The sequence below is a fragment of the Micromonospora sicca genome (genome assembly GCF_003172935.1).
GTDB classification, from domain to species: Bacteria; Actinomycetota; Actinomycetes; order Mycobacteriales; family Micromonosporaceae; genus Micromonospora; species Micromonospora sicca.
This window is the reverse complement of record NZ_QGKS01000141.1, coordinates 1-13,335: the sequence shown is the minus strand read 5'-3', so window position 1 is coordinate 13,335 and position 13,335 is coordinate 1. Positions and strand designations below refer to the sequence as shown.

At 73.7% G+C, this 13,335-nt stretch carries 16 protein-coding genes; 7 read left to right on the top strand and 9 right to left on the bottom strand.

Annotated features, from left to right (window positions below; genetic code table 11):
- Positions 1–156: 156 nt before the first annotated feature.
- From DKT69_RS06770 to DKT69_RS06760, 3 genes are all read right to left on the bottom strand, one after another.
- Positions 157–1,044 (bottom strand): hypothetical protein, encoded by an 888-nt coding sequence (locus DKT69_RS06770; protein ID WP_109800717.1) that lies wholly within the window; start codon positions 1,042–1,044, stop codon positions 157–159.
- An 8-nt stretch (positions 1,045–1,052) separates the two neighbouring features.
- Positions 1,053–1,313: a hypothetical protein gene (locus DKT69_RS06765; protein WP_007076395.1), complete on the bottom strand. Its 261-nt coding sequence runs from the start codon at positions 1,311–1,313 to the stop codon at positions 1,053–1,055.
- A gap of 210 nt (positions 1,314–1,523) precedes the next feature.
- Positions 1,524–1,910 (bottom strand): hypothetical protein, encoded by a 387-nt coding sequence (locus DKT69_RS06760; RefSeq protein ID WP_109800716.1) that lies wholly within the window; start codon positions 1,908–1,910, stop codon positions 1,524–1,526.
- 120 nt (positions 1,911–2,030) lie between these two features.
- Between DKT69_RS06760 and DKT69_RS06755 the strand changes: the two genes are divergently transcribed.
- The 3 genes from DKT69_RS06755 to DKT69_RS06750 are packed head-to-tail and all read left to right on the top strand — an operon-like array spanning position 2,031 to position 5,103.
- The gene (locus DKT69_RS06755; RefSeq protein WP_109800715.1) at positions 2,031–4,571 is read left to right on the top strand and encodes an ATP-dependent Clp protease ATP-binding subunit; all 2,541 of its coding nucleotides are present in this window, start codon (positions 2,031–2,033) and stop codon (positions 4,569–4,571) included.
- Positions 4,572–4,585: 14 nt separating this feature from the next.
- A complete protein-coding gene (locus DKT69_RS38180) occupies positions 4,586–4,753 on the top strand; it encodes a hypothetical protein (RefSeq protein WP_161557779.1) in 168 nt (55 codons plus the stop codon).
- Positions 4,753–5,103: a DUF3140 domain-containing protein gene (locus tag DKT69_RS06750; protein ID WP_109800714.1), complete on the top strand. Its 351-nt coding sequence runs from the start codon at positions 4,753–4,755 to the stop codon at positions 5,101–5,103. The genes DKT69_RS38180 and DKT69_RS06750 overlap by 1 nt, the downstream gene beginning before the upstream one ends.
- A 53-nt stretch (positions 5,104–5,156) precedes the next feature.
- Here DKT69_RS06750 and DKT69_RS06745 read toward each other — a convergent pair whose 3' ends face one another.
- The 3 genes from DKT69_RS06745 to DKT69_RS06735 all read right to left on the bottom strand — a co-directional run bounded on the left by DKT69_RS06745 (position 5,157) and on the right by DKT69_RS06735 (position 7,105).
- A complete protein-coding gene (locus tag DKT69_RS06745; RefSeq protein ID WP_109800713.1) occupies positions 5,157–5,393 on the bottom strand; it encodes a hypothetical protein in 237 nt (78 codons plus the stop codon).
- Between the two features lie 19 nt (positions 5,394–5,412).
- On the bottom strand, positions 5,413–6,408 hold the full coding sequence (locus DKT69_RS06740) for a LysR family transcriptional regulator (protein WP_109800712.1): 996 nt from the start codon (positions 6,406–6,408) through the stop codon (positions 5,413–5,415).
- A 79-nt stretch (positions 6,409–6,487) separates the two neighbouring features.
- Positions 6,488–7,105: a hemerythrin domain-containing protein gene (locus DKT69_RS06735; protein ID WP_109800711.1), complete on the bottom strand. Its 618-nt coding sequence runs from the start codon at positions 7,103–7,105 to the stop codon at positions 6,488–6,490.
- 183 nt (positions 7,106–7,288) lie between these two features.
- On the opposite strand from DKT69_RS06735, the gene DKT69_RS06730 reads away from it, so the two are divergent.
- Both DKT69_RS06730 and DKT69_RS06725 read left to right on the top strand, forming a co-directional pair.
- Complete coding sequence (locus DKT69_RS06730) at positions 7,289–8,617, top strand: M20/M25/M40 family metallo-hydrolase (protein WP_109800710.1); 1,329 nt, start codon at positions 7,289–7,291, stop codon at positions 8,615–8,617.
- A gap of 60 nt (positions 8,618–8,677) precedes the next feature.
- Positions 8,678–9,328, top strand: a complete 651-nt coding sequence (locus DKT69_RS06725) for a hypothetical protein (RefSeq protein WP_109800709.1) — start codon at positions 8,678–8,680, stop codon at positions 9,326–9,328.
- A 60-nt stretch (positions 9,329–9,388) separates the two neighbouring features.
- Here DKT69_RS06725 and DKT69_RS06720 read toward each other — a convergent pair whose 3' ends face one another.
- Both DKT69_RS06720 and DKT69_RS06715 read right to left on the bottom strand, forming a co-directional pair.
- Complete coding sequence (locus tag DKT69_RS06720) at positions 9,389–9,580, bottom strand: DUF5703 family protein (RefSeq protein WP_089014793.1); 192 nt, start codon at positions 9,578–9,580, stop codon at positions 9,389–9,391.
- Between the two features lie 74 nt (positions 9,581–9,654).
- Entirely contained in the window at positions 9,655–10,626 is a 972-nt protein-coding gene (locus DKT69_RS06715) for an aldo/keto reductase (RefSeq protein WP_109800708.1), read from the bottom strand.
- Positions 10,627–10,793: 167 nt separating this feature from the next.
- On the opposite strand from DKT69_RS06715, the gene DKT69_RS06710 reads away from it, so the two are divergent.
- Both DKT69_RS06710 and DKT69_RS06705 read left to right on the top strand, forming a co-directional pair.
- Positions 10,794–11,846 (top strand): LLM class F420-dependent oxidoreductase, encoded by a 1,053-nt coding sequence (locus DKT69_RS06710; RefSeq protein WP_109800707.1) that lies wholly within the window; start codon positions 10,794–10,796, stop codon positions 11,844–11,846.
- The gene (locus tag DKT69_RS06705) at positions 11,843–12,679 is read left to right on the top strand and encodes an undecaprenyl-diphosphate phosphatase (protein ID WP_109800706.1); all 837 of its coding nucleotides are present in this window, start codon (positions 11,843–11,845) and stop codon (positions 12,677–12,679) included. The genes DKT69_RS06710 and DKT69_RS06705 overlap by 4 nt, the downstream gene beginning before the upstream one ends.
- Before the next feature lie 217 nt (positions 12,680–12,896).
- Here the strand turns inward: DKT69_RS06705 and DKT69_RS06700 are convergent.
- Positions 12,897–13,335: hypothetical protein (locus tag DKT69_RS06700; protein ID WP_109800705.1), on the bottom strand; the 439-nt coding region annotated here is incomplete at its 5' end.

Here is a 13,335-nt window from a genome sequence, read left to right as displayed (position 1 = left end):
ACCCGGTCCGGTACGGCCGCCGCGGCGCGCCGCACCCGGGCCAGCCGCTCCGCGCCGGCGGTCAGCTCGGCGTCCGCGGCGGACAACCGGTTGCGGGTCGCGCCGAGCGCCTCGGAGAGCATCACCCGGACCCGGGTGACCAGTTGACCGCGGACGTCAGGCATCGGAGCCCCGGGCCGGCTGCCGTTCGTCGGCGTCGGTCGGCAGGTCGCGGCCGAGCCGGGCGAGCAGCACCCCGGTCAGCACGCCGGCGGTGACCGCGGGGTCCGCGGCGTGCGGCTGCTCCTGGTCGCCGGCGCGGCGGGGCGGGGGCATCCGGCACACCCGGGTGAGCAGGGTGTCCAGCACCGGCGGCGGCAGCCCCGGCAGCAGGTCCCGGACCCGGCCGTCCAGCTCCCGGCGCAGCCGGCCCAGGTCGTCGGCTCTGGGCGGGTGGCCGAGCAGCTCGCCGGCCAGGCCGCGCAGCAGCGGCGGGGCGACCGCGGCGAGCCCGAGCCCGACGTCGGCGTGCGCCCGGCGCAGCTCGGTGTGCAGCCGGTCCCGGTCACCGGCGCGGACTCCGGTGACCACCCGGCGCAGCAGCTCGCGGGCGTCGCCGACCCGCTCGTCCGGCTCGTCCGGCGGCCCTTCCCGGCCGCCGGTCAGCTCCGCCACCCGCACCGACCACCAGCGCCGCATCGCCGGGTCGGCGCCCCGCTCCGGCCCGGCCCCCGGTGCCGTCGGCGCCGCGTCCCGGGCCGCGTCGTGCGTCGGCCGCCGCTCCTGCGGCTTCGGCGCGGGCGCGCCGTCGGCGGCCAGTCCGATCGCGGCCAGATAGCCGGCGAGCTGCTCCTGGGCGACCCGCAGCGCGTAGCCGGCGGTCTCGGCGTGTTCGGTGGCGGCGGAGAGTTCCGGTACGCCCATCGGGTTCGCGGACTCCTGCCGGACCCAGCGCAGCCGCTCGGTGGCCTGGCCGAACTTCTCCAACGCCAGCCCCAGCTGCGCCAGGGGCAGCTCCTCGGCAGCGGCGCGGACCTGCGCGCCGACGTCCTCGATGATGGACACGGCCGGCTCTACAGGGTCGACACGTAGAGCTGCGCCTGCTCGACCGCCACCAGTGTCGCGGCGAGACACTCCTCCAGCTCCTGGCTGGCCTGGGTCAGCGAGGCCTGCGCGGCCTCGACCGTCTCGTGCCCGCTGCCCTCCAGCGCGCCGGCCAGCGTCTGCTGCGCCTCGGCCAGCTTCTCGCCGGCCGCCTGCACGGCTGTCTGCCCGTCACCTATCTGCTGAAGGGCGACATCGATGGCTGCCTTCAGCTCGGCGACGCTCGCCACGGGGACCTCCTGGGGGCGGGGAGATCTCCATTACAACCCATCCCGCTCGGTGAGCGAAAATCCGCCCCCGCGGTGTTCCTGCCCGGCTGTCCGATTCGGCGTCTGAGGTGCGGAAAGGCCGGCCGGGCGCGGCGCGGTCCCGTCGACGGACCGGCCGGTCCGATCCACGAGTCGCCTCTCGGCGGCGGTGGCGGACCAGGGGCGCGCCGGTCAGCCGGCGGCCGGGCGGAGCCAGCGCGGGCCGTGCACCTCGGCCCCCAGCGCCGCCACCCGCGCGCGCAGCTCGCGGTCGGCCGTGACCACCACGCGGCGGCGGTCCGGCGCGGCCGCGACCAGCTCGACGATGGTGTCGTCACCCGAACGGGGCGCGGAGACCACCCGGACCCCCGGGACGCCCGGGACGTCCCGCGCCGCGCCCTCCACCACCAGCACCACCTCCACCGGCGGGGCCAGCTCCGGCGGCACCCCGCGCTCGGCCAGCGGGACGAGAGCGTCCCGCAGCCGGGCCGCCGCCCCGGCCCGGTCCCGCCACCAGCCGTTCGGGCGGGACCCGACCACGTTGGCGCCGTCGACGACGAGCAGCGGACTGGTCTGCATGCCCCCAGCGTGCCACCCGGGGGCGTTTGTCGCGCCGACCGCCGGGTAGCCACCGCCGACCGTGCCGCGCCCACGGGTTGCCCTCGGCGACCGTGCCGCGCCCGACTCCGGAGGACAGAGATGATGGGACCCGGCGACTTCGGCTCCGACCCGTGGGACGAATTCCTGGCCCGCTACTTCGGCCGGGGCGAGGGAGGACGCCGGCCGCCGCACCGGGTCGACATCACCCGGCTGATGACCGCCGACGCGCGGGAGATGCTGGCCGACGCGGCCCGCCGGGCGGCCCAGAAGCACAGCAACGACCTGGACACCGACCACCTGCTCTGGGCGGCGCTGCAACGCGAACCGCTGCGCGACCTGGTACGCCGTGCCGGCGCCGACCCGGACGCCCTGGTCAACGCCCTAGGCGGGCGCGGCGACGGGGCGCCCCGTGGCGAGGTGCCACCGAACCTGTCGCTCACCCCGGCGGCCAAGCGGGCGCTGCTCGACGCCCACCAGCTCTCCCGGGCGATGGGCGCCAACTACATCGGTCCCGAGCACATCCTGATGGCCCTGCCGCTCAACCCGGAGTCGCCGGCGGGCCGGATGCTCGCCGCCGGGCGGGTCCAACCGGAGTCGTTGCAGGCGGCCAGCGCGGAACGCGGCCAGGGCCCCAAGCCGGACCGCGGCACCCCCACCCTCGACCAGTACGGTCAGGACCTTACCGACCTGGCCCGCGCCGACCAGATCGACCCGGTGATCGGGCGGGCCGACGAGATCGAACAGGCGGTGGAGATCCTCTCCCGCCGGACCAAGAACAACCCGGTGCTGATCGGCGAGGCCGGCGTGGGCAAGACCGCCATCGTGGAGGGGCTGGCCGAGCGGATCTGCGACGGCGACGTACCGGAGACCCTGATCGGCAAGCGGGTCGTCCAGCTCGACCTGGCCGGGCTGGTGGCCGGCACCCGGTACCGGGGCGACTTCGAGGAACGGCTGAAGAAGGTGATCGACGAGATCCGGGCGCACCGGGACGAGCTGATCATCTTCCTGGACGAGATCCACACCCTGGTCGGCGCGGGCGGCGCCGGCAGCGAGGGCGGCATGGACGCGTCCAACATGCTCAAGCCCGCGCTGGCCCGCGGCGAGCTGCGGGTGATCGGCGCGACCACGCTGGACGAGTACCGGCGCAGCATCGAGAAGGACGCCGCGCTGGCCCGTCGGTTCCAGCCGGTCTTCGTCCCCGAGCCCACCGTCGAGGACACCGTCGCCATCCTGCGCGGCCTGCGCGACCGGTACGAGGCGCACCACCAGGTCCGCTTCACCGACGAGGCCCTGGTCGCCGCCGCCGAGCTCTCCGACCGGTACGTCACCGACCGGTTTCTGCCGGACAAGGCGATCGACCTGATCGACCAGGCGGGGGCGCGGGTCCGGCTGCGCACCCGCACCCCCGCCGCGGACGTGCGGGACCTGGAACAGCAGCTCGACGAGGTGCGCCGGGACAAGGAGCAGGCCGTCTCCGGCGAACAGTACGAGCGCGCCTCGACACTGCGCGACCGGATCAGCGAGCTGGAGGACCAGATCCGCCGCGCCCGGGGCGACGAGGGCCCCAACCAGGTGCCGGCGGTCGGGCCGAAGGAGATCGCCGAGGTGGTCTCCCGGGCCACCGGCATCCCGGTCAACCAGCTCACCGAGGAGGAACGCGACCGACTGCTGCGCTTGGAGGGGTACCTGCACGAGAAGGTGGTCGGCCAGAACGACGCGGTCAGCGCCGTCGCGGAGGCGGTCCGCCGGTCCCGGACCGGGCTGGCCGACCCGGACCGGCCGATGGGCAGCTTCCTCTTCCTCGGCCCCACCGGCGTCGGCAAGACCGAGCTGGCCCGGGCCCTGGCCGAGGCGCTCTTCGGCGAGGCGGACCGGATGGTCCGGGTGGACATGAGCGAGTTCCAGGAACGGCACACGGTCAGCCGGCTGGTCGGCGCCCCGCCCGGGTACGTCGGCTACGAGGAGGCCGGCCAGCTCACCGAGGCGGTGCGCCGCCGACCGTACGCGGTGGTGCTGCTGGACGAGATCGAGAAGGCGCACCCGGACGTCTTCAACATCCTGTTGCAGGTGCTCGACGACGGCCGGCTCACCGACAGCCAGGGCCGGACGGTGAACTTCAAGAACACCGTGCTGATCATGACGAGCAACCTGGGCTCGGAGTTGATCACCGGCACCCAGCGCACGGTCGGCTTCGGTGTCGGCGAGCCCGGCCGGGAACAGGAAGCCACCGAGCTGCGGGACCGGTTGATGCGCCGGTTGCAGGAGAACTTCCGCCCCGAATTCCTCAACCGGATCGACGAGGTGATCATCTTCCAACGGCTGGAGGCCGAGCAGCTGCGCCAGATCACCGGGCTGATGCTGGAGGAGACCCGCCGCCGACTGCACGCCCAGGACATCCAGGTCGAGTTCACCACCGCCGGGATCGACTGGCTCGCCGAGCACGGCTACCAGCCCGAGTTCGGCGCCCGGCCGCTGCGCCGGGTGATCCAGCGGGAGGTCGACAACCGGCTCTCCCGGAAGCTGCTGGAGAACGAGATCTCGCCCGGCCAGAAGGTCATCGTCGACGCGCGCGACGGGCAGCTCGCCTTCGACGTGACCGCCGGCGACTACACGGCGGCGACGACGTCCCACCCGCGATGAACCGGAGGGCGGACATGACCGAACCGGAGGAGTCCCGGGAGGACACCGAGCGCAGCGAACCGATCGTCGCGCCCCCGACGGCCAACCCGTCCCGGGTGAAGGTGCCGCCGGAGGGCGTGAAGCAGCGGACCGACGAGGGCGACCCGGCGCCGTCCGGGCCGCCGGCGGGAGAGGAGGCGTGATGGTACGCGAGAAGCGGCTGGATCCCGAGGTCGAGGTGATCTGGGACGACTTCCACGCCCAGGTGAACGTCCCCTCCGAGCAGCTGCGGCAGTGGCTGCTCACGCGGGGGTCGGGCGAGGAGGCGTTCGGCCCGAACCCGGACCTGAACCTGCCCGAGCCGGGGCGGCAGATCCTGCACGTGCTCAGCAAGCGGAAGGTGGACCTGACCCCGGAGGACATCGAGGTGATGCGGGACGCCATCGACCGCATCCAGTCCCTGGTGGACGAGAAGCCGCAGCGGGGCAACGCCGACGACGAGTGGCGGCACTCGCTGCTCGACCTCGGCCACGACGTCCTGGTCGAACGCTGAGCCACGACCGGAACGGCACCCGGCAAACCCCGGGTGCCGTTCCGCGCGGTCGGTTACTCGGACTCCATGCTGGGCAGCTGCAGGCCGGCGGCGTCGGCGGCGGCCTGCCGGTCGAGGCGGGCCCGTTCCTCGCGGGTGAGCAGGTTGGCGTACTCGGTGATGTCGGCCGGGTCCGGCACGTCGGGCAGCCGGCGCAGGTAGGTCTCGACGTCCCGGGAGGCGGCGGTGTGCGCGGCGGCCGCCTGACGCAGCAGCTCCCGCTGGTCGGCCGCGGGGTACAGATCGGTCATGCTGCCCTGATACCCGCCGTCACGCGGTTCGCACCCCGCCGGGCGGCCGGGCCGCCGATGGCTGGGCGCCGAAGTCGGGGTGGCGCAGCAGCCAGGCCAGGTAGTCCGGGTGCGGCGCCAGCGCGTCCGTGTACGCGGCCACCGCGGTCTCCAGCACCGCCTCGGCGACCCGGGCGGCCGGGGCGTCCGGGTGCCAGCCCAGCAGCAGCCGCCAGCGCAGCGGCGTCCCGGCCAGCCGGCGGGTGACCAGCCCGGCGACCGGGCGGAAGGTGGCCTGGCAGAGCGCCACCGCCTCGCCGGCCTCGACCAGGTCCATGCAGCCGCGGACGTCCGTCTCGTACAGCTTCCGCGGGGTGAAGCCGGCGCGGGCGCAGGCGGCGGCGAAGCAGTCGCCGAAGCAGCCGTCGCCGGGCGCCGCCACCCACTGCTCCCGCCGCAGGTCCGCCAGCCGCACCTCCTCCCGGTCGGCCATCGGGTGGGTCTGCGGCAGCAGCACGAGGACCGGGTCGACGGCGACCTCCCGCCAGCTCAGCGCGAACTCCGCCGACGGGGTCGCGTCGCCGCACACCCCGGTGAGCGCGAAGTCCAGCCGCCCACCGGCCACGAGCTGGGCCAGCTCGTCCACGGACCAGGAGGCGTACGTGGTGATCTGCAGCTGGGGCTGCTCGGCGGCGAGCCGGTGCACCAACCGGCCGAGGATCGGGCTGTTCACCCCGCCGAACCGGTACCGGCCCAGCGGGTCGCCCGCCCCGGCCAGCCGCGCCGCCTCGTCCTGCAGGCCCTTCATCGCCGGCAGCAGCACCCGGGCCCGGGCCAGCACCAGCTCGCCCAGCGCGGTGGGGCGGGCGCCCCGCCGGTCCCGCTCGAACAGCGGCCCGCCCAGGATCCGTTCGATGCGCTGGAGCTGGGCGGTCAGGGCCGGCTGGGCCAGGCCGAGCGTCGAGGCCGCCTTGGTCACGCTCCCCGTCTCCGCGATCGCGCACACCACCCGGAGGTGTCGCAGCTCCAGATTCATAGGGTGACGGTAGGGCCACGCACCGATGGACGGAAGGCCCGAACGGCATCGGCCTCCCCCGATGCGTACCGGCGTGGGGTCAGGTCTTCGGCTGCCGCTCCAGGTCCGCCAGCTGGGTACGCCGGCCGGTCACCGCGTCCCGGAGCTTGTCCACCACGCCCACCGCCGGTTCCACGATCTTGTTCCACGGCGGGGTGGCCGGGGTGCCGGGGTGCGGCCGGGTCGGCGCCGCCTCCTCGGCGATCTGCCACCGGTTGCCCAGCCGGATCAGCTCCGCGTCGGTGGCCACCGCCCGCAGCGGCGTCATCAGCGCGGCGACCCGGCTGACGTGCCGGCGTACCCGGTCGGCCACCTCGGCCAGCGCGGGGTCGTCCGGGCCGGACAGTCCCTTCAGGGCGGTGAGCAGCGCGGCGTCCGCCTCGATCTCCCGGTCGACCAGTTCGGCGCTGGCCGGCACGGCGGCCCGGGCGGCGGGGAAGAGGTACTGCTCCTCGGCGGAGAGGTGCCGGGACACCGCGGCGGTGAGCACGTCGATCACCTCGCGCCGGCGCTCCGCGGCCAGATCCGGGTCGGTGACCTGGTCGGCCAGACCGAGCAGCTGCCGGTGCTCGGCGTCGACGAGGTCGGCCAGGCTCCGGCCGCCCGGCCGGTACGCCTCGTCGGCGGCGGGTGGCAGCGGCGGCAGGGGGACGGTCATGGTGCCCTCCTCGACTGGTGGCCGGCGGGGGCCGGCGGCCCGCTGGGCGGTGCGGGGACGACTGCGGCGGTACCCGACCGCCGCGCGCGCGAAACCGGGCCGTCCGCCGTCCGGGCCGCCGGCGCGCCCCGGGGAGCGAGGCGGGGCGCGCCACCGGGTCGCCCCGGCTGGTATGAAGAGCCCATGACGAGCGACGCCGCCTCCGCCCGACCCGACCCCACCGACGAGGTCGTCGGCCTCTGCCGCGACCTGCTGCGGATCGACACCACCAACACCGGGGACAACGACACCAGCGTCGGCGAACGGCGCGCCGCCGAGTACGTGGCGGAGAAGCTGGCCGAGGTCGGCGTCGACGCGGAGATCCACGAGTCGGCGCCCGGCCGGGCCAACCTCGTCGCCCGGATCCCCGGCACGGACCCGGGCCGCGACGCGCTGCTGGTCCACGGCCACCTCGACGTGGTCCCCGCCGACCCGGACGAGTGGTCGGTGCACCCGTTCTCCGGCGAGATCCGCGACGGCTACCTCTGGGGCCGGGGCGCGATCGACATGAAGGACTTCGACGCCATGGTGCTCGCCGTGGTCCGCGGCTGGCAGCGCGCCGGGGTCCGTCCGGCGCGGGACATCGTGCTCGCCTTCACCGCCGACGAGGAGGCCGGCAGCGACTACGGCGCGCACTTCCTCGCCCAGCGGCACCGGGGCCTCTTCGACGGGTGCACCGAGGCGATCGGCGAGGTCGGCGGCTTCTCCTACTCGATCGACGAGTCCCAGCGGCTCTACCTCATCGAGACCGCCGAGAAGGGCATCGACTGGCTGCGGCTGCACGCCAAGGGCCGCCCCGGGCACGGCTCGTTCGTCCACGACGACAACGCGGTCACCGCGCTCGCCGAGGCGGTCGCCCGGGTCGGCCGGCATCGCTTCCCGGTCACCGTCACCGCGACCGTGCGGGCCTTCCTCGAGGAGGTCTCCGAGGTGCTCGGCATCGAGATCGACCCGAACGACCCGGAGACCGCGATCGCCAAGCTCGGCCCGATCGCCAACATCATCGGCGCGACGATCCGCAGCACCGCCAACCCGACCCGGCTGGCCGCCGGCTACAAGGACAACGTCATTCCCGGCCGGGCCACCGCCACCATCGACTGCCGCAGCCTGCCCGGCCAGTCGGAGCTGCTGGAGGCGCAGCTGCGCGAGCTGATCGGGCCGGACATCGACATCGAGTACATCCAGCGGCAGCCCGCCCTGGAGACCACCTTCGACGGCGACCTGGTCGACGCGATGTCCGCCGCGCTGCGCGCCGAGGACCCGGGCGCCCGGCCCGTGCCCTACATGCTCTCCGGCGGCACGGACGCCAAGGCCTTCTCCCAGCTCGGCATCCGCTGCTTCGGGTTCGCGCCGCTGCGGCTGCCCGCCGACCTCAATTTCTCCGGCCTGTTCCATGGCATCGACGAGCGGGTCCCGGTGGACGGGCTACAGTTCGGCGTGCGGGTTCTCGACCGGTTTCTCCGCAGTTGCTAACCGTGTCCGCGGCGTCACCGCCGACGCGGATCCTCCCCCATCGCGAAGGGACTGCCTCACATGACCGACCAGCACGGTGAGCTGGACGCCGCTCTCGAGCGCGTGATCGCCGCTGCCCGCGCCCACCTGGCCGCCGTCCGCGCCGCCGAGGGCCGGATCGACGACGACGACGTCTGGCAGGCGTACGTCGCCTTGAACAACGCCTCGGTCGCCTACGACGAGCAGCTGCTCGACGCGTACGGGGAGGTCACTCCCTGGGATGTCGAGTCGATCGACCCGGACGAGGCCGACGAGCGCTTCGGCGGCGCCGAGGGCGTCGAGGCGACCGACCCCCACCCGCGGGTGATCTCGGTGCGGCAGCGCCGCGACTACCGGGTGCCGAGCGTGGCCGCCCTGATCCGGGTGGCCGAGGCGGCCCGCCGGGAGGGCACGGAGGAGGACGAGCCGGCACCCGTCGAGGGCGTCGGCGAGGCGGTGCTGGAGCTGCTGCAGAGCGGCGACGGCTCGCTCAGCGCGCTGGACGTCCCGGAGCTCGAACCGCTCGACGGGGTGGTGATGGTCAGCGAGGTCGGCACCCCGGTCGACCTGGAGTCATTCGACGACGACGACCCAATGGGCCCGTTCCAGCCGGCCGCCGACGACCGTCTCGTGGGACGGCTCGACGAGCACCCGTTCCTGGAGCTGGACGAGGAGCACGACCACGCCCACTAGGCCGTGCCGCGCCCGGGCCCGACCACCCGGTCGGGCCCGGGACCGTACGTCCGCCGTCGCTCAGTACGACAGGCCCGGCTGCGGCTGGTTGATCCGCCGACGGCGCAACATCACCTGCCGCGTACCGTCCCGGAACAGCCGCACCCGGGCCAACTCCCATCCGGAGAACTCCGCCTGGATCGCCAGCTGCGCCGCGGCGGTCACCCGGTCGACATTCGGCGGCAACCGCAGCGGCGCGTATTCGTAGTCCATGCGTTCCATGCTGCCCAGGCCGGGCCCGGTTCGCCACCCCCTGCCGGTGATCCACGTCGCGTCCCGTGGACGGGTCAGCCGTCGCGTTCCGGGTAGCCGACCGGGACCGCGGAGACGTCGTCCAGCGCGGTGACGATCTCCTCGGGCAGGGTCATCCGCTCCACCTGGAGCGCGCCGAGGAGCTGGCCGACGGTACGCGCGCCGAGGATCGGGGCGGTCACCCCCGGCCGGTCCCGGATCCAGGCCAGCGCCACCTCCAGCGGGGAGACGCCCAGCCCGCCGGCGGCGGTGGCCACCGCCTCGACGATGCTGGAGCAGCGCGGCTCCAGGTAGGTGGCGACGAACCGCTCGAAGTGCGGCGAGGCGGCGCGGGAGTCCGCCGGCCGGCCGTGCCGGTACTTGCCGGTGAGCACCCCGCGGCCCAGCGGCGACCAGGGCAGCACGCCCAGCCCCATCGCCTCGCAGGCCGGCAGCACCTCCCGCTCCACGCCCCGCTCCAGCAGCGAATACTCCACCTGGGCGGCCACCACGGGGGCCCGGCCGGGCCAGGCGGCCTGCCAGGCGGCGGCCCGGGCGGTCTGCCAGCCGGAGAAGTTCGACACCCCGACGTACCGGGCCTTCCCGCTGGACACGGCGTGGTCCAGGGCGGAAAGGGTCTCCTCCAGCGGGGTGTCCGGGTCGTACCCGTGGACCTGCCAGAGGTCGACGTGGTCGGTGCCGAGCCGGCGCAGCGACGCGTCCAGGGTGCGCAGCAGGTGCCCGCGCGAGCCGTCCCGGCGGCGGCCGCTGCCCGGCCGCAGCCCCGCCTTGGTGGCGATGAGCAGCTCCTCCCGGGGCACCAGACTGCCCAGCAGGGAGCCGATGACCGACTCCGCGTCGCCGTCGGCGTACACGTCGGCGGTGTCGACGAGGTTGCCCCCCGCGTCGAGGTAGCTCTTCAGCTGGGCGGCCGCGTCGTCCGCGTCGGTGTCCCGTCCCCAGGTCATGGTGCCGAGCGCGAGCCGCGAAACCGCCAGCCCGCTTCGGCCGAGCGGTCGCTGTTGCATGCGTGAACCTTATTTCGAACCCGGCGTCACGGATATCCTCGCCCGAAGTCAAGTTCCTGCCCCACCGGCCGAACGGGTGTGACGCGTTCGAGGGCAGCCGGTGATCGTGGTCACCGCCCGCATTGCGTAACCTGATGCGACCTGTGGTGCGGACGGTGGGAGGACCAGTGCGACTCGGGCTCAGCCTCGGATACCAGACGGCGTGGAGCACGCCGGCCGACCACCTGGCGCTTGCCCAGGAGGCGGACCGGCTCGGCTACTCGGTGGTGTGGGCGGCGGAGGCCTACGGCTCCGACTCGCCCAGCATGCTGGCCTGGATGGCCGGCCAGACCCAGCGGATCGACGTGGGCGCCGCGGTGATGCAGATCCCCGCCCGGACCCCGGCGATGACCGCGATGACGGCGGCCACGATCGACGCGCTCTCCGGCGGCCGGTTCCGGCTCGGCCTCGGCGTCTCCGGCCCGCAGGTCTCCGAGGGCTGGCACGGCGTCCGCTTCGCCAAGCCCCTGGCCCGTACCCGCGAGTACGTCGACATCGTGAAGATGGCGATCGCCCGCAAGGAGGTCGCGTACGACGGCGAGTTCCACACCCTGCCGCTGCCCGACGGCCCCGGCAAGGCGCTCCGGCTGGGCTTCCACCCGCCGCGCGAGCACATCCCGATCTACCTGGCCGCGGTCGGGCCGAAGAACCTCGAACTCGCCGGTGAGATCGCGGACGGCTGGCTCGCCGTGTTCTACGCCCCCGAGTTCGCCGAGGAGCAGCTCGCCTCCGTGCGGGCCGGCCGGGCGAAGGCCGGCAAGGAACTGGCCGGCTTCGACGTCGTCCCGTCCGTCCCGGTCGTGGTCGGCGACGACATCGCCTCCTGCGCCGAGCTGGTCCGCTGGTACGCCGCCCTGTACGTCGGCGGCATGGGCAGCCGGCAGCAGAACTTCTACAACCAGCTGGCCGCCCGGATGGGCTACGGCGACGCCGCCCGCGAGGTGCAGGACCTCTACCTGGCCAAGCGGCAGCGGGACGCGGCCGCCGCGATCCCGATGGAGTTCATCGACCGCACCTCGCTGCTCGGCCCCAAGGAGCGCATCGCCGAGCGGATGCGGGAGTACGCCGCCGCCGGCGTCACCACCCTGTCGGTGACCCTCTTCGTCGCCGACCGGGACAGCGGCGTGCAGACCCTGCGGACCGTCGCGGAGGCGCTGGAACTCTCCGGAGTCGGAGAGTGACCTGGGTCGAGGCCATCGTCCTGGGCATCGTCCAGGGGCTCACGGAATTCCTGCCGGTCAGCTCGTCCGGTCACCTGCGCATCACCTCGGCGATCTTCTTCGGCCGGGACGCGGGCGCCTCGTTCACCGCGGTGACCCAACTGGGCACCGAGGCGGCGGTGCTCATCTACTTCTTCAAGGACATCTGGCGGATCGCCCGCACCTGGGTGCTCGGACTGGTGGACCGCTCGGTCCGGTCCAGCCTCGACTACCGGATGGGCTGGTACGTCATCGTCGGCACCATCCCGATCGGCATTTTCGGCCTGCTGTTCAAGGACCAGATCCGCACCGCCGGCCGGAACCTGTACCTGATCTCCTTCACGCTGATCTTCTTCGCGCTGGTGCTGGCCTTCGCCGAGTACTGGGGGCGGCAGACCCGCACGCTGGAGAACTTCCGGATGCGCGACGGTGTCGTGATGGGCTTCGCCCAGGCCATGGCGCTGATCCCCGGCGTGTCCCGGTCCGGCGGCACGCTCACCTTCGGCCTGCTGCTGAACCTCACCCGGGAGACGGCGGCGCGGTACTCGTTCCTGCTGGCCATCCCGGCCGTGGTGATATCCGGCGTGTTCAGCATCCCGGACGTGTTCGAGCCCTCCGCGCCGGGCACCGCCGCGCCGAGCGTGGCGCAGATGGCCGTCGCGACGCTGATCGCCTTCGGCATCGGCTACGCGGCCATCGCCTGGCTGCTGCGCTACGTCGCCCACCACACCCTGTACCTCTTCGTGCTGTACCGGGTGGCGCTCGGCACCCTGGTCCTGTGCCTGCTCCTCACCGGGCATCTCAGCGCTACCTGAGTCTTCCTGGTTGGGGTGTGGGGGCTGGGGGCGACCGTCCCCGGCTTCGGGTGGTCGGGCTTGATCCCTGCGCCGGGGACGGTCGCCCCCAGCCCTGACGTTGGTCACCGTCCGCCCGGCGGTCACGGTCTTGTGTTTGTACGTGGAAATGCCGCTGGCCGGCACCCCGTGTGTCCGGGGTGCCGGCCAGCGGCGTATTGCGTGTTGCTTGGTTGGGTCAGCTGTTCCAGTGCTGGGCGACGATGTGGGCGGCCTGCTGCTCCCACTGGGCGTAGGCGTCCGGGTAGGCCGACACCTGCACCGTCTGGGCGGCCTCGGTCAGCGGCATGTCCTGCCACCCGTCGACCTGCTTGAGACCCTTCTCGAACGCCAGGGTGGCGTACTCGGGGTCGGTGATCTGCTCCGGCGTGCCCCAACCACTCGACGGGCGCTGCTGGAACAGGCCCAGCGAGTCGTGGTCGTTGCGGTCACCCAGGTGACCCAGGTTCTCCAGCTTCGACTCCTGCAGGCTGGTGGCGATCGAGATGACCGCGGCCCGCTCCGGCAGACCGGCCTTCTTCGTCGCCGCGATGATCGCCTCCGCGTTGGCGGTCTGCTCGTCGTTCAGGTCAATCTTCGACTGGGCGCCCTGCACACCATGCGGGATCAGCTTGCCC

Coding starts and splice junctions, on each gene's coding strand:
- DKT69_RS06755 (WP_109800715.1), top strand. CDS start 2,031: ATGATGGGACCCGGCGACTTCGGCTCCGACCCGTGGGACGAATTCCTG.
- DKT69_RS06745 (WP_109800713.1), bottom strand. CDS start 5,393: ATGACCGATCTGTACCCCGCGGCCGACCAGCGGGAGCTGCTGCGTCAG.
- DKT69_RS06720 (WP_089014793.1), bottom strand. CDS start 9,580: ATGGACTACGAATACGCGCCGCTGCGGTTGCCGCCGAATGTCGACCGG.
- DKT69_RS06740 (WP_109800712.1), bottom strand. CDS start 6,408: ATGAATCTGGAGCTGCGACACCTCCGGGTGGTGTGCGCGATCGCGGAG.
- DKT69_RS06725 (WP_109800709.1), top strand. CDS start 8,678: ATGACCGACCAGCACGGTGAGCTGGACGCCGCTCTCGAGCGCGTGATC.
- DKT69_RS06735 (WP_109800711.1), bottom strand. CDS start 7,105: ATGACCGTCCCCCTGCCGCCGCTGCCACCCGCCGCCGACGAGGCGTAC.
- DKT69_RS38180 (WP_161557779.1), top strand. CDS start 4,586: ATGACCGAACCGGAGGAGTCCCGGGAGGACACCGAGCGCAGCGAACCG.
- DKT69_RS06750 (WP_109800714.1), top strand. CDS start 4,753: ATGGTACGCGAGAAGCGGCTGGATCCCGAGGTCGAGGTGATCTGGGAC.
- DKT69_RS06730 (WP_109800710.1), top strand. CDS start 7,289: ATGACGAGCGACGCCGCCTCCGCCCGACCCGACCCCACCGACGAGGTC.
- DKT69_RS06715 (WP_109800708.1), bottom strand. CDS start 10,626: ATGCAACAGCGACCGCTCGGCCGAAGCGGGCTGGCGGTTTCGCGGCTC.
- DKT69_RS06760 (WP_109800716.1), bottom strand. CDS start 1,910: ATGCAGACCAGTCCGCTGCTCGTCGTCGACGGCGCCAACGTGGTCGGG.